We start from the raw sequence: 21,093 nt of genomic DNA on the forward strand, positions 1-21,093 counted from the left end.
CTTGTCCACCCGCTAGGGCGTACCGACCGGACACATGTGTCCGCTACACCCGGGACCGAAGATCGTGAAGAAAGGCATCGAGGAGGTGACGTACGGCCGGGCCGCCGTCCCCGCCCTGCCAGCGTGACCGGACCGCGCCGGCCAGGGCGTAGCAGGCGTCGACCGGCACCAGGAACGCCTCCCGGCCGGTCAGGTAGATCGCCTCGACGTCCGCGACCGGCTCCCGCAGCAGCGGGTTGGCCGCCGCGAGCCGGTCCCAGGCGGCACCGTCCACCTCGCACTCGGTGGTGCCGGCCGGGCTCGGGCAGCTCGCCACCAGCCGCTCCCCTTCGCCGTGGGCGACCACGAAGGCGGGCGTCACCGGCACCCCGAGCGCCTCGCCGTCGGCCGGGCCGAGCGCGAGGTAGCGATCGGGCACCGCCCGGAACCGTCCCGCCCCGGGCGCCTGAAACAGCAGGTGGCACGGGTGGCACGCGCAGAGCAGCGACCGGTCGGCCAAGGCCAGCACGTGCCGGTGCTCCTCGCCGATCACCGTGGCGCACAGCTCGCAGCGGGGCACCGGCGCCACGGTGAAGCGGCGGAGCCCCGGCCCGCTCATCCCGGGCGCCGGGTCACCTGGAGCAGCGGCGGTGGCGTCTCCACCTCGACCCGGACCGCCTCGGGCGCCACCCGCCGGACCGCCGACTCGATCAGCGAGCGCTGGGCCGAGCCGCAGCCGCGGCTCCCGGCCGCCCGCAGGCGCACCACCCCGTCGTCGCCGATGCCGAGCAGGTCGAGCTCGCCGACCCGCGGCCGCAGCCGTTCGAGGGCGCGGGTGATCCGTTCCCGCGGTCCCGCCGGGTGCAGGTCGTGCACGAGCAGCAGGCTCTCCACGAGGGGGTCGTCGCACAGGGCGGTGGCGCCCTCGGGCCCGAGCCGTTCGACGACGCGGCGCAGTCCCTCGCCGTACAACTGGACCAAGCATCTGACCAGCTCGTCGGCCACCAGCGCGGACCGGGGATCGGGACCGGCCCGCAACTGCTCGATCAGCACCTCGACCCGGGCCGCGGCGGCGTCGGGGGTGGTCATCGCGGCGGCCCGGTCGACACCCGCACGGTGAAGCCGCGCAGCGTGCGCACGAGCGAGCCGTACCCCGGCCCGTCGTCGGCCGCGGCCGCCACCGGCTCGTCCATGAACGGCATGAACTTGTCGGGGAAGCCCGGCATGGTGCAGGCGATGCAGATGCCGCCGACGTTCGGGCAGCCGCCGACGCCGTTGATCCAGCCGCGCTTGGCCACGTTGCACCGCACCACCTGGCCCCAGCAGCCGACCTTGACCAGGCAGGTGGGCGAGCCGTAGCCGGAGGCGAACTCGCTCTGGTCGTAGTAGGCGGCCCGGTCGCAGCCGGTGTGCACGGTCGCCTCGAACAGCCAGCGCGGCCGCAGGAACTCGTCGAGCGGGATCATCGGGGCCTGCCCGGCCAGTTGGTAGAGCAGGTAGAGCAGCACCTCGGTGAGGTTGTCGGGGTGGGTCGGGCAGCCGGGCACGCAGACGATGGGCAGGCCCGCCCGCGACCGCCAGTCCCAGCCCAGGTGGTCGGGCACGCCCATGGCCCCGGTCGGGTTGCCGGCCATCGCGTGGATGCCGCCGTACGTCGCGCAGGTGCCGACCGCCATGACCGCGGCCGCCCGCGGGGCCAGCCGGTCGAGCCACTCGCCGGCGGTGACCGGCTGCCCGGTCGCCGGGTCGTTGCCGAACCCGCTCCAGTAGCCGTCGTCCTTGTTGGTCTCGTCGGCCACCGAGCCCTCGACGATCAGCACGAACGGCTCCAGCTCGCCGCGCTCGGCCCGGTGGTACCACTCGATGAAGCTGGGCCCGGAGTCGTAGTCGAAGAACGGCCAGTGCAGGGCCACCTCGGGCAGGCCGGGCAGCGCGCCCTGCACGATGTCCTCGATGCTGGGCTGGGTGGCCGCGGTCAGGGCCACCGACTCGCCGTCGCAGCTGAGGCCGCCGTTCATCCAGAGAATGTGCAGGATGTCAGCCATCGCTCCCACGCTCGGAAGATCGACATGCCGGACATTCCGGCCGTCCGATCCGGACGAGCATATTCCCGCCGCCCGGACATGAGAAGAGCGCCGTAAGCTCCATGGGAGGCTCACTCGACAGAGGGGACGCGATGCAGGCTCCTCCCGGCACGGAACAGATCGAGATCGTTCCCCTGGTCATCGTGACCCGGACGTTTCCGCCCCGGGCGTCGTCCCTTCCGGACGTTCGTGACTTCGTCCGCCGCCGCCTGACCCCGCAGATCCTGTCCGAGGACGATGTGCGAGCCCTGTGCGACCAGGTGGCCGACCTGCTGCTCGAGTCGGCCGGCCAGGAAGGGCTGATCCAGGTGTCGCTGCGGATCCACCCGAGCCAGGCGGAGGTCGACGTTCTTTTCACTCCCAAGGGTGATGACAAGGAGCAAGCGCCCCCGCCGCCGGCGCCCCCCGTCGGCGCGCCGGCAGTGTCGTTCGCGGTGTGGCTCTCCGGGTCTCTGCGGCGCGAGGGCATGACCCTCGAGGCGGCGGCCCGCCGCCTCGACGTGTCGGTGAAAACGGTCAGCCGCTGGGTCAACGGCGCGACCGAACCGCGCCTGCGCGACCTGTCCCGCATCCGCGAGATCTTCGGCGAGCTGCCCTTCCCCTAGGCCGCCACCGCCTGTTTCACGGCCGCCGGCGTCGCGGCGACGAAATCGAGGACGCCCTCGGCGAAGCGCTCCGGCTCCTCGATGTGCCCCAGGTGGCCACTGCGGGCGAGGAGCAGCAGGCGGGCGTACGGGATGAGCGAATGCAGCTCCCGGGCCCAGCGCGTGCCGCCGATGATGTCGTACATCCCGGCCGTGACCAGCGTCGGCACGCGCATGCCGGGCAGGTCGGCCCGGTCGTCGACCGGCTCCGGCGCCGACAGGAAGGAGCGGCGGATCTTCGGGCGCAGGCCGGCCAGCTCGTCGCGCCGGGCCCAGTAGTGCGCGAACTGCGTGGGCAGGGCGTCGCGGGTGGCCGCGGTCAGCGTGCGGTCGTCGGCCGCGTCCTGGATGGCGTGCAGGGCGTCGAGCACCGCCGGCAGGGCCGGGTTCCACTGGTTGCGCCGCACGAAGCGCTCCAGTTGGTGCCGGGTCTCGGCGTCCTGCTCGGTGCCGGTGACCGGTGAGCTCATGTGCAGGATCAGCCCGGCCAGGCGCTCGGGGTGGCGCAGCGCGTAGTACTGGGCGACCAGGCCGCCGTGGCAGTGGCCGAGCAGGTGCACCCGCTCGCGGCCGAGCCGGTCGAGGACGCGGTCGAGCGCCTCGGCGTACACGGGCCGGGTGTAACCGTCCGGATGCGACGGCAGCCGGCCCGACGCCCCCGTGCCGAGCGGCTCCACGTAGACGACCCGGACGCGCCGCTCGACGGCCGGCATCCGCAGGTACTCCCAGGACAGTCCCGGGCCGCCCGGTACGGCCACGCAGACCTCCGGGCCGCTGCCGCGGACGTGATAGCGCTGAGCGACGCCGTTGACGTCGATCTCGTGTGTGCCGATCCGCAAAGGATTCCTGCTGCGGTCCGCGTGAAGTTGGATTACCACGGTCGATCCCCCCAGAAGCCGCTCCGTCGTTGTCCCTAACGTTGGCCCCACCAGGGTGTTCACCGAACCCGTGCAAAACCCTGGCTCAATACCGGGCGGGCCCACCAGGGGTGCCCGGGTGCGACCGCGTGGCCTCGGTGATGGCCCAGGCCGCGTTGACCAGGCCGATGTGGCTGAAGGCCTGCGGGAAGTTGCCGAGCATCTCCCCCGTGCCCGGGTCGATCTCCTCGGCCAGCAGGTCCACGTCGTTGCGATGGCCGGCTGCCCGTTCGAACACCTCGCGTGCCCGTTCGTGCTCGCCGGCCAGGGCCAGGGCCTGGGCCAGCCAGAAGGTGCAGAGCAGGAAGGTGCCCTCGTCGCCGTCGAGGCCGTCGGCGCCCCGGTAGCGGTAGACCAGGCCCCGCGGGTCGATCAGGTCTTTCGCGACGGCGTCGATGGTGGAGCGCATCCGCGGGTCGGTGGCCGGCAGGAAGCCGACGATCGGCAGCATGAGCACCGAGGCGTCGAGGTCGTCCGATCCGAAGGACTGGGTGAACGCGCCTCGTGCCGATGAAAAGCCTTCGCGCAGGACGGTCGCGTGGATCTCGTCTTTCACAAAACGCCAAGCGTCCGATTTGTCCGAGTCAGGAAAGATCACCAGGGCCCGGTCCAGGGCCACCCAGCACATCACCTTCGAATAGACGAAGTGGCGCGGCCGGCCCCGTACCTCCCAGATCCCTTGATCCGGCTCGCGCCAGCGCGTCGCGGCCGTGTCGGCCAGCGTGATCAGGAAGCGGCGAACGTCGTCGTCCATTTCGCTGATCTGGTCCTGCAGCTTCACCGCGGCGCCCAGCAGCTCGCCGTAGACGTCGATCTGCTGCTGCTCCCAGGCGCCGTTGCCGATCCGCACGGGTTTGCTGTCGCGCCATCCACGCAGGTGGGGCAGGGTGCGCTCGGTGAGGTCGTGCTCGCCGCCGACCCCGAACATGATCTGCAACGGCATCGGTGCGCCGGCCGCGGCCGTGGTCATGAAGGCGAAGAAGTCGCCGGCCTCGTCCGGGCAGGCGGCCACCCACAGCGCCTCCATGGTGAAGCTGGCGTCGCGCACCCACGCGTAGCGGTAGTCCCAGTTCCGTTCGCCGCCGGCCGCCTCGGGCAGCGACGTGGTCGCCGCGGCCACGATCGCCCCGCTCGGCCGGTAGGTGAGGGCCTGGAGCACCCGGCCGCTGTGCCGCACGAGGTCGCGCCACGGCCCGTCGTACGTCTGATGGATCGCCGACCACGACCGCCAGGCCTCGATGGTGTCGGCCAGCCGCCGGGCCAGCTCCTCCTGCGACCACACGTGGGCCGGCGTCTCCTCCAGCGTCGACCGGTGCAGAGCGAAGGCGACCGTCTGGCCCGCGCTGAGCGAAACACGCGCGGTTGCTGTCGATTCACGCAGATCCGGCCGTACGGGTGTGGACAGCACCAGCCATTCGGCGCCGCCCCGGGCCGTGACGCCGCCCTCGGCGTACCCCAGCAGGGGTTGCAGGATCCCGTATTCGGGTCGCGGCCGGTAGGTCATCTCGAGCGCCACCTCGCCCGAGACGCCGGTCACCGATCGGATGAGCAGATGCGGCGATCCCCGGCCCAGCTCGTGGCCCCGGTTCCCGGCGCCCATGGCCAGGGCCTCGGTGACCCGGACCACTCCGGTGGCCGTGCGGAACTCGGTCTGAAGGACCAGCGTGTCGTCGAGGTAGCGCCGGCTCGACTCGTACGGCTGAATCGGGGTCAAAGACCAGTGACCTGCTGATTCGTCGAGCAGGCGGCCGAAGACCGACGGGCTGTCGAAGCGGGGGAAGCACAGCCAGTCGACCGAGCCGGCGTCGGTGACGAGGGCGGCCGAACGGCAGTCGGACAACAGGGCGTGCGCGGCGATCGGGACACTGCTCATGCCTCGATTGTCGGCGCGCCAGGGTCCCGCCCAGGCACGGGAAGCCCGGGACCAGGGACTCTCCCTGGCTCGCACGGGGTGCCCGCGGAGCCAGTCTGGTGTCACCACATCCGATGGAGGTCCGCCATGAATTTCCGCTTCGAGGTCACCGTGATCCCGGTCAGCGACGTCGACCGGGCCAAGGCCTTCTACCAGGGCCTCGGCTGGCGTCTGGACGCCGACTTCCCGATCAACGACCACCTGCGCGTCGTGCAGTTCACCCCGCCCGGCTCGCCCGCCTCGATCCAGTTCGGCACCGGCCTGAGCGCGCAGGAGCCCGGCTCGGCCCGCGACAACATGCTGATCGTCGACGACATCGAGGCCGCCCGCAAGGAGCTTCAGTCGCTGGGGGCCGAGGTCGGCGAGGTCTGGCACGGCCTGCGCGGCCTGGACACCAGCGGCCGCGTGTCCGGCCCCGAGCCCGACCGCAAGTCCTACGGCAGCTACGCCGAGTTCAGCGACCCGGACGGCAACGTGTGGCTCCTGCAGGAGATCACGCAGCGCTTCCCCGGCCGCGAGTGAGCGTCACCAGCTCAGATCGAGGTCGAGCTCCCGTGAGGGGATGACCGGATCGTCCGCGTCGACGACCGCCAGCAGCCTGAGGCCGCCGGCGGTCGTCGCGCGCACGGTCAGGCCCTCGACCTTGGTCTCCGCCGGGAGCGCGACGGTGCCGAGCACGCGGTCGTCGTCGAGCAGGGCGAGGGCGGCGCCGACCACCGGTCCGTCGTCGACCGGGTTGGGGGTGTCCTCGGCGGCGGCGCTGACGAGCACGCGCCCGTCGCCGAGGGCGACCGCGTCGGTGACGGCGAGCGGCACGCCGCCGACCCGCCCGAGGTCGTAGCGGCGCACGCCGGCGATCTCGGTGGGACGGCCGTCCACCAGTTCGACGTCGGCGCACAACGTGGTGGCGCCGCGATGGAACCAGCGCATCCGGTCACCGGCCGCGCAGGCGCCCTCCAGGTTGAGGTGCTCCAGCGGAAGGCCGAAAGCGGCGGCCAGCCGGTGGTAGAGCGGACTCAGATCGGTCACCGTGAAGCCGGCCGGGGTGACCAGCGAGGCCCGCATGCGGGCGGCGGTCGAGCCGGAGCCGAGCAGCAGCACGCCGTCCCCGATGGGGAAGGCGGCCTCGAAGTCGGGCTTGAGGTGCTTGGTGCCGGCGGCGGAGCTGAAGACGTCGAAGCCCTCGACCGGGTCGATCACCCGCACCGGAACGGTCGAGCCGGGCCGCCGCCAGGCGGCGTGGGTGGCGTCGTCCTGCGCGATCAGCCACCCGTCCCCGAACGGCGCGACGGCCGAGGCGGCCCGCACCGGCGAGCCGTCGTCGAAGACCAGCGCCGTCTCGCCCCGTACCGTCAGCCGCATACCGGCATTCTCACCCGGCGGCGACGCTCGCGGCCTGGCGGATCGCCGGGGCCAGGGCGGCGGCGATGACGGCGTAGCCGGCGCTGGACGGGTGGAAGCGGTCGGCGCTGAACAGGCTGAGATCGCCCGCGAAGCCGGCGGCCGACGACATGCCGATGTCGGCCACGTGGGCGCCCTCGGCCAGGACGGCCCGGGTCTGCGCGTCGTGCAGGATGCGGCTGCCGGCCTGGACCAGGGCGCGCATCTCGGCCGGCACCCACGGCACGACGCTGAGATCGGGGGCGGGGGCGACGACAACTTCGGAGCCGGCCGTACGCAGGGTGCGGACGGCCGCCGTCAGAGGGGCCACCGCCTGCGCGGGCGGCACGAATCGGGTCAGGTCGTTGGCGCCGATGATGATCAGCACGACGTCGGGGCGCCACGACACCGCCGGCCGGGCCTGCGCGGGCAGGTCGCGGCTCTGTGCGCCGGGCACGGCGAAGACGCGGGGCTCGTTGGCCACGCCGTGGGCGGTCAGGTCGGCCGAGAGGCGGGCCGCGACCGTGTCCTGCCGGGTCGCGGCGCCCTGGCCGTACGCGATGGAGTCGCCGAGAATCGCGAAACGGAGAGTCACCCCCGGTTCAACGCGCGGGCGGCCGTTGATTAATCCTCAGGGCCCTGGGTAGACGCTCGGGCATCATGTCGATGTTGCGGACGAAAGCGGTCGAAGACGTCCTGGCGCGGGGCGGTGAGCTGCGGCGGCGGCTCGGGCCGTTCAGCCTGATGGGCTTCGGCATCGGGATCGTGATCGGCACCGGGATCTTCACGCTGACCGGTGTCGAGGCGCGGGATCACGCGGGACCGGCCGTCACCGTGTCGTTCGTGCTGGCCGGGGTGGCCAGCCTGCTGGCGGCGCTCTGTTACGCGGAGCTCGCGTCCTCGGTACCGACGGCCGGCAGTGCCTACACCTACGCGTACGCGACCATGGGTGAGATCTTCGCCTGGATCATCGGGTGGGATCTGGTGCTCGAGTTCGCGCTCGGCGCGGCCGTGGTGGCGCGTGGCTGGTCGGGCTATCTGGCCTCGCTGCTCGACCTGCCGCCCAGCCTGTTCGGCGAGGACAGCGTGGTCAACGTGGGCGCGATCGTGATCACGCTGCTGCTCGGGGCGGTGGCCACGGTCGGCATCCAGCAGTCGTCGCGGGTGACCAACGCGCTGGTGCTGGTGAAGGTCGGCATCTGCGTCTTCGTCGTGGTGGCCGGGCTGTTCTTCCTGAAGGCGGCCAACCTGACCCCGTTCGTGCCGCCGGCCCAGCCCGCCGGCGAGAGCGAGTCGGGGCTGACCCAGCCGTTGTCGCAGCTTTTGTTCGGGATCGAGCCGTCGGCGTTCGGGATCACCGGGGTGCTGACGGCGGCGGCGGTGGTCTTCTTCGCGTACACCGGCTTCGAGGCCGTGGCCAACCTGGGCGAGGAGACCCGCAAGCCCAGCCGGGACCTGCCGCTGGGGTTGTTCGGGACGCTGGGCGTCTCGGCCGTCCTCTACGTGGCGGTGTCGTTCGTGGTGGTCGGCATGGTCGACTACCGGCAGATCGATCCCGGCGCGCCGATCGCCTCGGCCTTCGAGAGCGTCGGGGCGGGCTGGGCCGCGCATCTGGTGTCGATCGCGGCGGTGGCCGGCCTGACCAGCGTGATCCTGGTCGACATCGTGGCGATCGGGCGCATCGGCTTCGCCATGTCCCGCGACCGCCTGCTGCCGCCGGCGGTCGGGAGGATCCACACCCGATGGGGTACGCCCTACCGGATCACGATCGCGGTGACGCTCGGTATCGCGCTGCTCGCGGGCTTCGTGCCGCTGTCGTCGCTGGCCAACCTGGTCAGCATCGGCACGCTGTTCGCCTTCGTGACCGTGTCGCTGGCCGTGCCCGTGCTGCGCCGCACCAAGCCGGCTCTCGAGCGCCCGTTCCGGGTGCCGCTGTCGCCGGTGGTGCCGGTCCTGTCGGCGCTGGCCTGCCTCTACCTGATGACCAACCTGTCGGTGGAGACGTGGCTGCGCTTCCTGGCCTGGCTCGCGGTCGGCCTGGTCGTCTATTTCGCGTACGGGCATCGACAGGCTTCGCTTCCTGACGTATCGTCACGCCGATAGGCAGTGGGAGCGCTCCCACTTGCTCGTTCCGTTCGGTTCGGGAGGTGTCGCATGCGCGGCGTTCTGGGTCTCACCGCTGTACTGCTGACCGCCGCGGCCGCGGCCACCGGCTGCGGCACGATGGCCGGCTCCACCACACCCGGCGCCGCCTCCGCGCCGCCGAGCGTGCCGGTCGAGCTGAAATCCACGTGCGACGCGCTGGGACAGGTCTACGGCGAGCGCATGGCGCCTTTCGCCGAATCGCTCACCACCCTGGTCGGCCGGCGCACACCGGACGCCCAGAAACGCGCGCAGGATTCGCTGGCCGCGTTCGCCACCGCCGTCGACGACGCCACCCGCGCCAGCGGCGACGCCGCCCTGCGGGCCGACGGCAAGAAGACCGCCGAGAAGCTGCGCGCCAAGTCGGGCGACCCGAAGTTCTTCGCCGCCATCAAGACCGAGAAGGACGTGACCACCACGCTGGGCCCGACCCTGAAGGAGTGGCTGACCCCCGTCACCCGCCACTGCTCCTGAGCCCCCGCGACCGCGCGACGAGGGAACTCGTTCCGTCCTCCAGGTGATTCGCGGCCCGTCCGGGCGCCCCGTGCCGCACAATCAACGCCGGGGAAAGCGCGGAAGGACAGCATGAACGGGCCGTTCACCATGAGCAAGCACGACAGCGGGGACGGGATCGTTCGTATCGTCCTGGGCGGCGAGGTCGACGCCGACGTGAGCAACGCGCTCACCATGATGCTGCTCAACGCCGTCGAGCAGGGCGGCGTGTCGGTCCTGCTGATCGACCTCGAACGCCTCGGGCTGATCACCGCGGCCGGCATCCGCAGCCTGCTCGAGGGGCGGCAGGCCGCCCTGAGCCGGGGGCTCGCCTACGGCGTCGTCAACGCGGACGGCCTGGTGCGGGCGACCTTGATCGCCGGTGGCGCGTCCGGTCTGCTGTCGCCGCACCTCGCGCCCACCGGTCACGGCGCGTGACAATCGGAGGATGACCGGCGTCCGCTGCGAGGTCGAGCCGGCCGGGACACGCCTTCTGGTGCGCGTGCTCGGCCGGTTGTCGCTGGCGTCCGTGCCCGCGGTCCGCGTCACCCTGCTGAAATGCCTGACCGAACGGCCCGACGCGGTGGTCGTCGACCTGGCCGGGGCGACCGTGGTCGACCCACCCGCGGCCACGGTGTTCCTGGCCGCCGCCCGCCAGGCCTCCCTGTCGCCGGGCACCCCCCTGCTGCTGGTCGCCCCCGACCCGGGCATGGCCCGGCTCCTGCGCGCCGGCTACGGCCGGGTGGCGGTGGTCGCCACGGTCGAGGAGGCCCTGACGGCGGAGCCCCGGCAGCACATGCCGTCGATCAGCGAGGTGCTGCTGCCGGTCTCGGGCGCCGCCCGCCGCGCCCGCGACCTGGCCACCGAGACCTGCCTGCGGTGGGGCCTCGACCATCTGACCGGCCCGGGCGCCCTGATCACGGGCGAGCTGGTGACGAACGCGGTCGAGCACGCGAACACGATGATCGACCTGCGGCTGACCCGGGGCCGGCGCTACCTCATGGTGGCCGTGCGGGACGGGAGCACCGAGATGCCCGTGCTGTCGCCGGGCGGCTCCCTCGAGCCCGATGCGCCCCGGGGCCTGCTGCTGGTCGACGCGACGGCGCTGCGCTGGGGCACGCTGCCGACAACCGGCGGCAAAGTCGTGTGGGCGGCGCTCCGCGCGGGTACTCGCCGGACATGACGAATCCTCAGGTACCAGGACTCCCCGTCGCGGCCGAGCTGGCCGCCGAGCGTACGCGAGAAGATGTCGAAAGCAGTGAGAACGCCGAGGGCGGCGCGCTCGTCGGCGCCTCGGACGCCGAAGCCGACGCGGCCCGCTCGGGCGCGGACGCCGACCTCGCCGACCCCACCCGCGACTCGGACGGGGCGGCGGTCGGCGAGGCCGACGTGGAGGCCGACAAGCGGCGGTCCGGCGCGTAGCTCAGCCGTGGCTGACGGTCAGGCTGTAGAACTTGACCTTCGCGCCGTTGGTGGTGCTCTGCGAGGACGACTGGTTGTACGAGCCGGCCTTGAAATACTGCTTGTACGGATTGAACGACGACGGGATCGTGTAGCTGGTCCTCGACCCGTTGACGGTCAGGTTGATCTTGTTGCCGCTGACGTTGATGACGTACGTCCACTTCACGCCCAGGGCGACGTTGCCGACCTTGTGCAGGGTCTGCCCGCCGGCCGGTGAGTTCTCGGTGCCCAGGTAGATGTCGCCGTTGGGCCGGTAGTAGAGCTCCAGCAGCGGCTTGGTCGAGCTGCCGCCGGAGCCCAGGTGCACCTGCCCGACGGCCACGTTCTTGGTGACCTGCGGGATGCGCAGCTGCGCGCTGAGCGTGTGGTTGCCGGCGAGCGGCCAGTCGGCGGCCGACCCGTCGGCGTTCATCTCGCGCAGCTCCGAGCGCGCGTAGTTGGAGTTGGGGGTGGTGACACCCTTCTCCGGGGCCCAGAAGGTCATCGACCCGTCGTTCTTGTCGGTCCAGAAGTACGCCGGGTTGCTGTACCCGTTCGCACCCTTGAGCCGGGCCGGCGAGATCGTGTCCGGCTTGCCCGGCGACCCGACCGGCAGCTGAAGCTGCCACACGGCCAGGTTGAAGTTGCCGCCGGGCGGCAGCGACGGGTCGAGGGTGGCGGCGTTCGCGCTGGTGATGCCGATGACGCCGAGCGTGCCGACGACGGCCGCGGACACCGCGACGGCCAGGAACTTGCGCTTGTTCATGGGGAACCTGCCCTACGGGGGATTGGCAAGACGCTTAACAATAAAGCTGTCCATCGATGCCCCGGCAGCCCCCGAAACCTTAAATATCCTTAATAGCCCGGAAGACGGCGCCCGTCGTGGTGCCGAAGACCAGGTGCGCGCTGAGATCCTTGGCGAGCGTCTTGCGGTCGTACTCCCAAATAGGCTTGTAAAGACCGGCGGCGGGCAGAACCGCATAGCTGGTGCCCCAGACGGCCGCGCCGAACGGCGGCCCGTAAGCCACCCGGGGCTTGCGCAGAGAACCGGCGAGCAGGCCGTAGGCGGCGCCGCCCCCCATCCCGTACCCCCAATGGGTGATGTTGTTGACGACGGCGGCGTAACGGTCGTCGAGCTTGCGCTGGAAAAGCCCCTCGAACAGCCGCCGCCCGACCTGAGCCGGCGCGGGCGCGTCCTCCCAGGTCTTGACGCTCGCGGAGAATTCCCAGGTCTGGAAGCCGTCCTGGCCACCGCCACGTCGATAGCGCAGATACCAGAGCGTGTCCATGGCGAGCGTGCCCACGGCACCGGCCACCAGTCCCCGAACAACCGCACCGAGAGGGGTCATCACACTTCTCCTTCCAAGGCTGAGACCCATACTTCTCCCGTACGGGCCCGGAAGGACCCCGAAAGTGACGAGCGCTTCGTCCGGTGAACCCGAGGTGCGCGGTCCGCGTTGGGCTTTCCTCCGACCGGGACCGCACCATTTCGGTCACCGTCGACGGCTCGGGGTGCGTGACCGACCTGCGGCTGGATCGCCGGGCCCGCGGCTACGACGACGACCGGCTCGCGGCCGAGATCCTGCGGACGATGCGCCGCGCCCAGGCCGAGCTGGCCGGCGCGGTCGCCGAGATCGCGCACCGGACGGTCGGAGCAGACTCCCCCACCGGTCGGTCGGTGGTGTCGAGTTTCGACAGCCGCTTCCCCCGGCCCGTTGAGGGTGACGACGCCGATGACCGGTGACTCGGGCTTTCAGGCCCAGGCGGCGGCGATCATCGAGCACGCCGGCATTGTCGACGAGGTCGCGGCCCAGGTGGGGCAGGGAAGATCGGCCGCTTCGGTCGTGCACATGGGCCGCGACGCGTACGGCTTCCTGTGCAAGATGATTCCGGCGTTGCTCGAAGAGGTGCAGGACTCGACCATCTCCGCTCTTCCGGAGGCGGCCGACTCGCTTGAGCGCTCGGCCGACGACCTGCGCACCACCGCTCGGAACTACAGCGCCGCGGACGACCGCACGGCCACCGCTTTCCGGAGCGGACCGGACCGGTGAGCGACACCGCCAATCCATTGGTCGCGCCGCGCGAGGACAGCACCCGCTGGTACAGCGGCGTCTTCCTGGCCGAGGACGTCGACTCGCTGATGGCCTCCTTCTCCGGCGGCGGCTGGATCGACCCGGCCATCGGTGGGGTGGCAGCTGGCTGATCGAACATGTGAAACCGCTGTCGGACGCCCTCGACGCCCTGGCCGGCGACCCCGATCAGATCGCCGCGTTCGCGCAGACCTGGAGCAACGTCTCGCGGGCGGTGACGGGTGCACAGGAATCGCTGCACGAGGGCGCGGTACGCCAACTGGGTGAATGGACCGGCGTCGCGGCCCGCGGCTATCGGCATGTCGCCGGCGAGCACGAGGCGTCGCTGAGGGCCCTGTCCAAGGCGACGGCGGCTCTCGGCGAGATGACCGCCGGCGCGGGCATGCTGGTCGCCACCGTCCGCATGATGGTCCGCGACCTGATCGCCGACTTCGTCTCCGTGCTCGCCGTGCGGCTCTGGAAATGGCTGGCCGAAGCCGGGCTCACCCTGGGACTGGGCACGCCCTGGGTGGTCACCCAGGTCACGACCCTGGTCGGCAAATGGCTCGCCCGGATCGCCCGCCTGCTGGACGGCCTTGTCGCGAGCCTGCGCCGGCTCGGCCGGAACGCCGGCAGCCCCGGGGCGCGCCGTCACGCGGCACGCATCTGTTCCACGGTGGGGCCGATCCGCTGCGCCGACACGGGCCCGCCCGCGAGACTCATCCGGCCGAGTGGGACGCCGCGATGCGGGAGGCCGAGGAGGCCGGTGTCGAGGTCATCGTCCGTGAGGGCGCGACCGGCTTCACGAGTTGCTGCGTCAGGAATACGAATACATCTTCGGAGTAGCCCCATGACGATCCCGCCCTCACCGGCACTGCCACCCGAGCCGCCTGTCGGTGAGATGTCCGTGGGAGGGCTGCGGGCTCTGGTCGAGCGGCGTGACGTCTACCGGGCCAAAGCGGTCTTCGAGCTCGTGGAGCGGGCCCGGGACGACGAGGCGGCGGTGACGGTGCTCGGTGAGCTGAGCCGGTTTCCCTTGCTGCGCAACGATCGGCTGCATGGGTATGTCTCGCTGGCCTGGGCGGCGATCACCGGGTTGCTGGCGGCCGGGACGCCGCGGGCCCGGCAGGTCGCCTATGCCGCGTTCGCTGATCTGCCGGCCGATGATCAGGAGCTGCTGCTCACCTATCTCAAGGTGGCCCGCATCGAAGACGCTCCTTAGATCACGTCCCAGGTCACTTCGCGCCACGCCTGCCACAGCAGGTCCGTCAGGGGTGCGTGGTCGGGCAGTTCGCGGTTGTCCACGCTTGCCAGTGGCTGGGCCGGGCAGTGTGAATTCGCCGCGGCCGCTGCTCGCAGGCCCTCCAGCGAAGTGATGCCCCGCCTCTCGGAGGGAACGCCGAGCTTGTCCAGCCCGCGCCGGAGCACCTGCATGGTGACGCCGGTCAGCATCGGCGCCTCGGGCCAGACCACCCTTTCGCCGTCGGAGAAGACGACGTTCCAGACCGATCCTTCCCGTACGCCTCCGTCCGCACCCAGGAACAGCACATCGTCGAACCCGGCCCGTCGCGCCTGGAGCGAGTGGTACGTCAGCCCCATCGTCGCCACGTGCTTCAGCTCGGGCAGCTCCCGCTCGTAGACGACCGTCCGCACCCTCAGCGGCGCCCGCGGCGTGTCCGCGACGGGGTCCGAGATCGACACCATGACGTCGAGACCCGGTAGGACCGTCACCCGCACCGAGGCGTCCTGCCTGTCCCCCAGCGCCTGCCCGATCAGCCGGACGACCGTGTCGTCCGTGGGTGGCGTGGCATCGGGGAACAGGACCGCCGACGCCTCGCGCAGCCGGCGCAGATGCAACTCCAGCCCGGCCACGGCCCGCCGGCGGACCTGCATCGACGAGAAATGCCCGTAGTTCCAGGTGGCGGCCCGGTGCACCGCTTCCAGCGACGGCGGCGCACCGTTGATCTCCACGTAGGTCATGGGCCTATCGTGTCAGTCCACAGTGACGGTGGCCGCCTGCGTGACCGGGCGGCGGCGCACCGGCATCCCCAGCGTCGGGTTGGCCACGCCCCAGAAGGCGCCCCAGCACACCACCTCCTTGTAGAAGGCGGCGACCCGGCCGGTCAGCGCGGACGGCTTCGCCCGGTCGTCGGCGGTCGTGTACTGGATGAGGCCGTCGTTGCGTCCCAGCGAGATGCACTGGTTGAAATATCGCAGCGGGGCGTTCGGCAGCTTGCCGCCGGTGAGGCGGGCCGCGATCGAGTCGGCCGCCTGCCATGCCTGGGGGACGCCGGAGGCGCAGGCCATCCGCATCGGCTTGTCGCCGGCGCCGATGGCCAGGGCGGCGTCGCCGACCGCGTACACGTCGGGGTGCGAGACCGAGCGCATGCTGCCGTCCACGACGATCCGGCCTTCCTCGTTCGTCTCCAGCGTCGTGGCCGCGGCGATGGGGTGGACCGCGAAGCCGCCCGTCCAGACGGTGACCGAGGCCGGCAGCGAGCGGCCGCCGGCGAGAACGTGGTCCGGCTCCACGCGGGTGACGGATGTGTTCTCGTGTACGGCGATGCCGAGCCGGTTCGTCACCTTGCGCAGGTGGGCGCGGCCCTTCTCGGACAGCCAGTCGCCGAGCTCGCCCCGGGTGGCCAGGGACACGTCGAGGTCGGGCCGGGCCTCGGCGATCTCGGTGACCGCCTCGATGCCGGTGAGGCCGCCGCCGACGACGAGCACCGTGTCGTTGCGGGACAGGGCGGCGAGACGGTCGCGGAGCCGTTGCGCGCCGGGGCGGCCGGCCAGCTCGTACGCGTGCTCGGGGGTTCCGTTGGAGGTGCTGCCCAGGGCGTACACCAAAGTGTCGTAGGAAAGATCGCCGTCGCTGAGAGAGACGGTCTTGCGGGCGACGTCGACGGCGGTGACCGAGGCGATCCGCAGAGCAACGCCGGTATTCGCGAACATCGATGTAAGCGGCCTCCGTGAAAGCGTCTGGCCGGCCGCGATCTGGTGATTACGGACGCGTTCCACGAATTCCGGCGAGGCGTTCACCAGCGTGATGGACACGTCCGAACGGCGGAGGCGCTTGGCCAGGCGGCCGGCGGTGATGGCGCCGGCGTATCCGGCTCCGAGAACGATGATGCGGTGCTGCATGTCGTCGCTCCTGTTCTGCGCGGGTTCGCCTCTTGAACCGGGCGGCCCGCGATTTCCTGACAGGTGACGACGTGAACCAGGTCACTCCTCGCGGAAGGCGACGAACAGGGGCTCGCCGTGGTCGCCGGCGGCCCAGCGCTCGGTGGCCCGGACGAGCTTGTCGGGGTTGGCCTGTGCGCGCAGCGCGGCGACGCCGTCGGCGGTGACCTCGAGGCAGAGGACGCCGATGACCCGCCCGTCGATCGCGGCGACCACCGCCGGGTCGCCGTTCGCGGTCCACGCGTAGATCTCGGGGGTGCCGCCGACCAGGGCCCGTTTCGAGCCGCTGGAGCGGAACAGGCCGCGGAAGAACTTGGCGACCGCCTCGGCCCCCACGAACGGCTTGGACCGGGCCGGCACCTTGCCGCCACCGTCGCCGACGCCCATCGCGTCGCCGGTGAGCAGCCGCACCAACAGGTCGGTGCGGCCGCTGGTGGCCGCGGTCAGGAACTCCTCGACGATGCGCTTGGCCGCGGTCTCGTCGACCTCGCTGCGGGCGCGGCCCTCGGTGACGTGCTTGCGGGCCCGGTGGAAGCTCTGCTGGCTGGCCGCCTCGCTGATGTCGAGGATGCCGGCGATCTCGGCGTGCGAATATTCGAAGGCCTCGCGCAGCACGTAGACGGCCCGCTCGTTGGGGCTGAGGCGCTCCAGGAGCACCAGAACGGCGTACGACACCGATTCTCTCTGCTCCGCGCTGTCGGCCGGTCCCAGCATCGGATCGCCGGCGAGCAGAGGCTCGGGAAGCCATTGACCGACGTACGTCTCGCGCCGCACCCGGGCCGAGGTGAGCTGGTTGAGGCACAGGTTGGTGAGCACCTTGGTCAGCCAGGCCTCGGGCACGTCGATGCGCCGGGGGTCAACCCCTTGCCACTTCAAAAACGTTTCCTGTACGAGGTCCTCGGCCTCACCGGCCGACCCCAGCATCCGGTAGGCGATCGCCTCCAGCCGCGGGCGCGACGACTCGAAGCGTGCGACGTCCTCGGCAGCCAGCGACATGGCCCGATGTTAACTTGCGGGATGATGCGACCGGCCGCGGACTTCCTCGTCGACCCCTACCCCGGCGAGCGCCCCGGCGGATCGTGGCTGGTCGACGCCGACGGCATGTGCCTGCCGGTCGGCCCGGACGACGCGATGCCGAGCGGTTGGTCGGTCCAGGGCGCGCAGTGTCTGGACGCTTGGTTGGTACGGAATGACGCGGCGCCCCTCGCGGACCGGGTGCCGCTGCTGAGTTACGGGGCCAACGCCTGCCCCGGCAAGGTGATGCTGAACGGCACGCCGCTGCCGGTGGTGAACCTGGCCTGCGAGATGACCGATCTCGCCTCGGTCTGGTGTGCCGGCCCGACCCGCGTCGGCCGGACGCCCTCCACGCTGACCGCGATGCCCGGGCACCGCGAGACCGCCGTCGTCACGATGGCGGTCCCGGCCCAGCTGGCCGTGCTCGACGCCGTCGAGGGGCGACACGCGGGGGTCTACGCGCTCCAGACGCTGCACACCGGCGCCGTCACGTTGGAGAACGGCGTCCGGGTGCCGCGGCCGCTCGCCTATGTCGGCGTGCGGCCGCAACGGTTCCCGCTTCTCATCGACGGCCGGCCCCTGCTGCGGGTCGCGGTCGACTACGACACGGCGACGGCGTTGCGGCGGAGCGCGGCCGGTGAGCCGGCCCCGCCGCGCCCGATCGGCGTGTCAGAGCAGGTCGTGTAGCCAGCGGACGTTGATGGCCTGCTGGACGCTGCCGCCGCCCTCGTGGCCGTTGTAGGGCCAGACGCGGATCTGTTTCGGGCCGCCGTAGCGGTTGTAGGCCGCGTAGACGGTCGACGGCGGGCAGATGGCGTCCATCAGCCCGACCGCGTAGAGGGCGGGCGCCGTGCCCCGGGCCGCGAAGTGCACACCGTCGAAGTAGGACAGCGTGTGGAACACCCGGTCCAGGGTGTCGCGGTTGCTGGCCAGCATGTCCGGCAGCTCGCGGTACGGGTAGGCGTCGGTGATCTCGGTGGCCCGCCGGAAGTGGGTCAGGAAGGGCACGTCGATGATGGCGCCGGCCAGGTCGGAGCGCAGCCCGGCCACGGCCTGGGCAATGCCGCCGCCCTGGCTGGCCCCGGCCACCACGATCTTCCCGGGGTCGGCCTCGGGGCGGGAGCGGACCGCGTCGACCGCCCGCACGGCATCGGTGAACAGCCGCCGGTAGTAGTAGTCCTCCGGGGCCAGCACGCCGCGGGTCAGCAGGCCCTTGTGGGCGGGGCCGACGCCGGGCAGGTCGGTGGTGTCGCCGTCGCCCTGGCCGCGGGAGTCCATCACGAAGACCGCGTAGCCGGCGGCCGGGTAGAGCAGCCACTCGTGCGGCAGGCCGCGCCCGCCGCCGTACCCGATGAACTGCACGACGCACGGCACCGGCCCGGTGGCGCCGGCCGGCACCAGGAACCAGCCCGCGACCGGCTGGCCACCGTAGCCGGGGAAACGGACGTCGTGGATGGTCACGCCGGGCAGCAGGGCGTCGTACGGCGTGAAGGTCGCCTCCGCGGCCGGAGAGTCGGTCAGCGTCTGCTTCCAGAACTCGTCGAAGTCGGCCGGCCGTGTGACGTCCGGGTCGTAGACCGCGAGCTGGTCGGGTGGGAGATCGAAGTGTGCCATCGGTGGTCTCGCAATCGGGGGTTCAGGACAGGCGGCGGAGCCGGACGAGCGTGCTCGCGTGGTCGCCGGACGGCAGGTCGAGGGGCAGGCCGCGCTGGCGCAGGACGGCGCCGGAGTGGGTGACGCCGGTGTCGAGGTCGAGGTAGCCGGCGCCGGGCAGGACGGCGGGCAGCGGCAGCGGCCCCGGGTGGTATCCGTACGACCGGGTCGGGCACCAGGCCAGGACCACGTGCTCGTCGCCGTGCACGAACTGCACGCCGGTGAGGGTGCCGGCGCCGGTGAGCCGGTACGCGGTGCCGTGCTGGACGATCGGCCGGATCCGCTTGTAGGCGGCGACGTGCTCGGCCGCCTCCTTGAGCTCGTCCGGGGTCCACGTGGTCAGGTCGCCGCCGAGGCCGAGGACGCCGGCCATGGCGACGTGGAAGCGGAAGCGCAGCGGGGTGGTGCGCCCGGTGGTGACGTTCGGGCTGTCGGTGACCCAGGCGCTCATGACCTGGGCCGGGAAGTACTGGCCGAAGCCGTTCTGGATGGCGATCCGGTCGACCGCGTCGGTGTTGTCGGAGGTCCAGATCTGGTCGGTACGGGCGAGGATGCCCAGGTCGGCCCGCCCGCCGCCGCCCGCGCAAGCCTCGATGCGCAGGCCCGGGTGGTCGGCCCGCAGCCGGTCCATGACCCGGTAGACGGCCCGGGTGTGCTCCAGGAACACGCGGTCGGGGCCGGCCTCGGTGAAGGCGCGGTTGAAGTCCCATTTGAGGAAGTCGAGGTCGAGGCCGGCCACGAGCTTGTCGAGCCAGGCGTGGGCCCACTGCTCGACGTCGGGCCGGGCGAAGTTCAGCACGAGCTGGTTGCGCATCTCGGTGCGGCGCCGGTTGGGCTGGTGCAGGACCCAGTCGGGGTGGGCGCGGTAGAGGTCGCTGTCCGGGTTGACCATCTCGGGCTCGACCCAGATGCCGAACCGCATGCCGAGGCGCCGCACCTCGTCGGCCAGCGGGCGCAGGCCGTTCGGGAAGCGGCGCGGGTTGGGCTCCCAGTCGCCGAGGCCGGCGTGGTCGCTGAGGCGGGCGCCGAACCAGCCGTCGTCCATCACGAACAGCTCGGCGCCGAGGCTCGCGGCCTTCGCGGCCAGCGCCATCTGACCCGCCTCGTCGACGTCGAAGCCGGTCGCCTCCCAGCTGTTGTAGAGGACCGGGCGGTCTTCCGCGGGATAAGGCAGGACCTGATTTGAGACGTACGCATGCCAGGCCCGGCTCGCCGCGCCGAAGCCCGACCCGCTCCACACGCCGGCGAACACGGGCGTGGTGAGGGTTTCCCCCGCCTCGAGCGTCCAGGTCAGACCCTCGTGGCCGAACCCGCCGGTCCAGCCGGTGCGGCCGCCGGGGTCGCGGCTGAGGGTGACCCGCCAGCTGCCGCTCCAGGCCAGCACCGTGCTCCACACCTCGCCGTGGTCCTCGCCGGCGGTGCCGTCGTCGACCGCCAGCCACGGGTTGGCGTGGTGGCTGGTGGCGCCGCGGCGGCTGGTGAGCACGGTCTCGGCGGTCGGCAGGTCGGCCCGCCGGAGGCGGAACTCGCTGTTCCAGGCACCGACGAGGTGGCTGAGCCGGTAGCCCTCGCGGGCCGGCACCTGCCAGGCGGCCGAGTCGGCCCGCAGCACGTCGAGGGTCTCGGGGCCTTTGTTGACGACGTCGACCCAGCGCTCGATGACGTCGTCGTGCACGGCGTAGTGGAGCTTGACCTCGAGCGGGTAGTAGCGGTCGGCCAGGTCGATCCGCAGGTGGTTGCCGTCGGCCTCGTGGCCCAGATAGCGCCACTCGATGCCGCGGGTGCCGTCGGCGAAGCGGACCTGCAGCGACACCGGCCCGAAGTGGTCGCCGCCCTCGACGGACAGCTCGGCCGCGCCCGGTCCCTGCTCGAAACTGCTGGCGGCCGGGTCGGCGATCTCCTGGCCGAGCGCGACCGCCTCGGCTAGCGTGATCCTCGGGCCCCAGTGCACATGCCGCAGGCGGTCGCCGTCGTCCAGCCGGAGGGCGTAGGCGCTGGTGTCGCCGGTCAGCAGCCAGAGCCGCTGGCCGGTTTCGTACGAGATGTGCATGTGAGTCCTCGGGGTTACACGTCGATGTCACCGCAGTGACGTGGCGCCGAGCGTATGAGCGATCGCGCGCCGAAATCAATACTTGACGAAGTTAATTAATACTCCTAGCTTTCATGTCGTGGGTACGGTTGACTTCC

The 21,093-nt window shown here is 71.6% G+C and carries 26 protein-coding genes; 12 read left to right on the forward strand and 14 right to left on the reverse strand.

Annotated features, from left to right (window positions below):
- Nucleotides 1-43 precede the first annotated feature (43 nt).
- Genes CRP55_RS29655 through CRP55_RS29665 form a run of 3 tightly spaced genes read right to left on the reverse strand, consistent with a single transcriptional unit; the run spans nt 44 to nt 2,024 of the window.
- A complete protein-coding gene (locus tag CRP55_RS29655; RefSeq protein ID WP_097323630.1) occupies nt 44-598 on the reverse strand; it encodes a DUF5947 family protein in 555 nt (184 codons plus the stop codon).
- Nucleotides 595-1,068 carry a NifU-related iron-sulfur-binding protein gene (locus CRP55_RS29660; protein ID WP_097323634.1) on the reverse strand — a complete coding sequence of 158 codons (474 nt, stop codon included), beginning with the start codon at nt 1,066-1,068 and terminating at the stop codon, nt 595-597. The genes CRP55_RS29655 and CRP55_RS29660 overlap by 4 nt, the downstream gene beginning before the upstream one ends.
- Nucleotides 1,065-2,024, reverse strand: coding sequence for an NADH-quinone oxidoreductase subunit B family protein (locus tag CRP55_RS29665; protein WP_097323637.1), 960 nt, complete (start codon nt 2,022-2,024; stop codon nt 1,065-1,067). The genes CRP55_RS29660 and CRP55_RS29665 overlap by 4 nt, the downstream gene beginning before the upstream one ends.
- A 131-nt stretch (nt 2,025-2,155) precedes the next feature.
- On the opposite strand from CRP55_RS29665, the gene CRP55_RS29670 reads away from it, so the two are divergent.
- Nucleotides 2,156-2,668 (forward strand): helix-turn-helix domain-containing protein, encoded by a 513-nt coding sequence (locus CRP55_RS29670; protein ID WP_097323640.1) that lies wholly within the window; start codon nt 2,156-2,158, stop codon nt 2,666-2,668.
- On the opposite strand, the gene CRP55_RS29675 is transcribed toward CRP55_RS29670, so the two are convergent.
- Both CRP55_RS29675 and CRP55_RS29680 read right to left on the reverse strand, forming a co-directional pair.
- Nucleotides 2,665-3,546, reverse strand: coding sequence for an alpha/beta fold hydrolase (locus CRP55_RS29675; protein WP_218854729.1), 882 nt, complete (start codon nt 3,544-3,546; stop codon nt 2,665-2,667). The two genes, CRP55_RS29670 and CRP55_RS29675, sit on opposite strands and share 4 nt — an antisense overlap.
- Before the next feature lie 124 nt (nt 3,547-3,670).
- Entirely contained in the window at nt 3,671-5,497 is a 1,827-nt protein-coding gene (locus CRP55_RS29680; protein WP_097323642.1) for a glycoside hydrolase family 15 protein, read from the reverse strand.
- 126 nt (nt 5,498-5,623) lie between these two features.
- Between CRP55_RS29680 and CRP55_RS29685 the strand changes: the two genes are divergently transcribed.
- Nucleotides 5,624-6,058 (forward strand): VOC family protein, encoded by a 435-nt coding sequence (locus CRP55_RS29685; protein WP_097323645.1) that lies wholly within the window; start codon nt 5,624-5,626, stop codon nt 6,056-6,058.
- A gap of 3 nt (nt 6,059-6,061) precedes the next feature.
- Here the strand turns inward: CRP55_RS29685 and CRP55_RS29690 are convergent, their stop codons facing one another.
- Nucleotides 6,062-6,898: a DUF6910 family protein gene (locus CRP55_RS29690; protein WP_097323647.1), complete on the reverse strand. Its 837-nt coding sequence runs from the start codon at nt 6,896-6,898 to the stop codon at nt 6,062-6,064.
- 10 nt (nt 6,899-6,908) lie between these two features.
- Nucleotides 6,909-7,511, reverse strand: a complete 603-nt coding sequence (locus tag CRP55_RS29695; protein WP_097323649.1) for a GDSL-type esterase/lipase family protein — start codon at nt 7,509-7,511, stop codon at nt 6,909-6,911.
- Nucleotides 7,512-7,576: 65 nt separating this feature from the next.
- Between CRP55_RS29695 and CRP55_RS29700 the strand changes: the two genes are divergently transcribed.
- The 5 genes from CRP55_RS29700 to CRP55_RS29720 all read left to right on the forward strand — a co-directional run bounded on the left by CRP55_RS29700 (nt 7,577) and on the right by CRP55_RS29720 (nt 10,972).
- Nucleotides 7,577-9,019, forward strand: a complete 1,443-nt coding sequence (locus CRP55_RS29700; protein ID WP_097323653.1) for an amino acid permease — start codon at nt 7,577-7,579, stop codon at nt 9,017-9,019.
- Nucleotides 9,020-9,070: 51 nt separating this feature from the next.
- Entirely contained in the window at nt 9,071-9,532 is a 462-nt protein-coding gene (locus CRP55_RS29705; RefSeq protein WP_097323656.1) for a hypothetical protein, read from the forward strand.
- A gap of 111 nt (nt 9,533-9,643) precedes the next feature.
- Nucleotides 9,644-9,988 carry an STAS domain-containing protein gene (locus CRP55_RS29710; RefSeq protein WP_097323659.1) on the forward strand — a complete coding sequence of 115 codons (345 nt, stop codon included), beginning with the start codon at nt 9,644-9,646 and terminating at the stop codon, nt 9,986-9,988.
- A 10-nt stretch (nt 9,989-9,998) separates the two neighbouring features.
- Complete coding sequence (locus tag CRP55_RS29715) at nt 9,999-10,733, forward strand: STAS domain-containing protein (RefSeq protein WP_143234977.1); 735 nt, start codon at nt 9,999-10,001, stop codon at nt 10,731-10,733.
- Nucleotides 10,730-10,972 carry a hypothetical protein gene (locus CRP55_RS29720; RefSeq protein ID WP_143234979.1) on the forward strand — a complete coding sequence of 81 codons (243 nt, stop codon included), beginning with the start codon at nt 10,730-10,732 and terminating at the stop codon, nt 10,970-10,972. Before CRP55_RS29715 ends, CRP55_RS29720 begins: the two co-directional genes overlap by 4 nt.
- A gap of 1 nt (nt 10,973) precedes the next feature.
- Here CRP55_RS29720 and CRP55_RS29725 read toward each other — a convergent pair whose 3' ends face one another.
- Together CRP55_RS29725 and CRP55_RS29730 are read right to left on the reverse strand one after the other, a co-directional pair.
- On the reverse strand, nt 10,974-11,756 hold the full coding sequence (locus tag CRP55_RS29725) for a polysaccharide lyase family 7 protein (RefSeq protein ID WP_097323665.1): 783 nt from the start codon (nt 11,754-11,756) through the stop codon (nt 10,974-10,976).
- A 79-nt stretch (nt 11,757-11,835) separates the two neighbouring features.
- Nucleotides 11,836-12,339, reverse strand: a complete 504-nt coding sequence (locus tag CRP55_RS29730; RefSeq protein WP_097323668.1) for a hypothetical protein — start codon at nt 12,337-12,339, stop codon at nt 11,836-11,838.
- Nucleotides 12,340-12,422: 83 nt separating this feature from the next.
- On the opposite strand from CRP55_RS29730, the gene CRP55_RS29735 reads away from it, so the two are divergent.
- From CRP55_RS29735 to CRP55_RS55040, 4 genes are read left to right on the forward strand one after another with little or no spacing between them, the layout of a single operon-like run.
- Entirely contained in the window at nt 12,423-12,734 is a 312-nt protein-coding gene (locus CRP55_RS29735; RefSeq protein WP_097323671.1) for a YbaB/EbfC family nucleoid-associated protein, read from the forward strand.
- Nucleotides 12,724-13,041, forward strand: a complete 318-nt coding sequence (locus CRP55_RS29740; RefSeq protein ID WP_097323673.1) for a type VII secretion target — start codon at nt 12,724-12,726, stop codon at nt 13,039-13,041. The genes CRP55_RS29735 and CRP55_RS29740 overlap by 11 nt, the downstream gene beginning before the upstream one ends.
- The gene (locus tag CRP55_RS53315; RefSeq protein ID WP_179855382.1) at nt 13,038-13,193 is read left to right on the forward strand and encodes a hypothetical protein; all 156 of its coding nucleotides are present in this window, start codon (nt 13,038-13,040) and stop codon (nt 13,191-13,193) included. The genes CRP55_RS29740 and CRP55_RS53315 overlap by 4 nt, the downstream gene beginning before the upstream one ends.
- A gap of 8 nt (nt 13,194-13,201) precedes the next feature.
- Nucleotides 13,202-14,281: a WXG100 family type VII secretion target gene (locus CRP55_RS55040; RefSeq protein WP_245923469.1), complete on the forward strand. Its 1,080-nt coding sequence runs from the start codon at nt 13,202-13,204 to the stop codon at nt 14,279-14,281.
- Here the strand turns inward: CRP55_RS55040 and CRP55_RS29750 are convergent.
- The 3 genes from CRP55_RS29750 to CRP55_RS29760 form a co-directional block, all read right to left on the reverse strand.
- Nucleotides 14,278-15,039, reverse strand: coding sequence for an aminotransferase class IV (locus tag CRP55_RS29750; RefSeq protein WP_097323676.1), 762 nt, complete (start codon nt 15,037-15,039; stop codon nt 14,278-14,280). The two genes, CRP55_RS55040 and CRP55_RS29750, sit on opposite strands and share 4 nt — an antisense overlap.
- A gap of 12 nt (nt 15,040-15,051) precedes the next feature.
- Entirely contained in the window at nt 15,052-16,200 is a 1,149-nt protein-coding gene (locus CRP55_RS29755; RefSeq protein ID WP_097323679.1) for an NAD(P)/FAD-dependent oxidoreductase, read from the reverse strand.
- Nucleotides 16,201-16,281: 81 nt separating this feature from the next.
- Nucleotides 16,282-17,235 carry an RNA polymerase sigma-70 factor gene (locus CRP55_RS29760; protein WP_097323682.1) on the reverse strand — a complete coding sequence of 318 codons (954 nt, stop codon included), beginning with the start codon at nt 17,233-17,235 and terminating at the stop codon, nt 16,282-16,284.
- 24 nt (nt 17,236-17,259) lie between these two features.
- Between CRP55_RS29760 and CRP55_RS29765 the strand changes: the two genes are divergently transcribed.
- A complete protein-coding gene (locus CRP55_RS29765) occupies nt 17,260-17,940 on the forward strand; it encodes a hypothetical protein (protein ID WP_143234983.1) in 681 nt (226 codons plus the stop codon).
- Here the strand turns inward: CRP55_RS29765 and CRP55_RS29770 are convergent.
- Nucleotides 17,923-18,867, reverse strand: a complete 945-nt coding sequence (locus CRP55_RS29770; protein ID WP_097323690.1) for an acetylxylan esterase — start codon at nt 18,865-18,867, stop codon at nt 17,923-17,925. The two genes, CRP55_RS29765 and CRP55_RS29770, sit on opposite strands and share 18 nt — an antisense overlap.
- A gap of 22 nt (nt 18,868-18,889) precedes the next feature.
- Nucleotides 18,890-20,956 carry an alpha-galactosidase gene (locus tag CRP55_RS29775; RefSeq protein WP_097323693.1) on the reverse strand — a complete coding sequence of 689 codons (2,067 nt, stop codon included), beginning with the start codon at nt 20,954-20,956 and terminating at the stop codon, nt 18,890-18,892.
- Between the last annotated feature and the right edge of the window lie 137 nt (nt 20,957-21,093).

The sequence above is a fragment of the Paractinoplanes atraurantiacus genome (assembly GCF_900215205.1).
Taxonomy (GTDB): domain Bacteria; phylum Actinomycetota; class Actinomycetes; order Mycobacteriales; family Micromonosporaceae; genus Actinoplanes; species Actinoplanes atraurantiacus.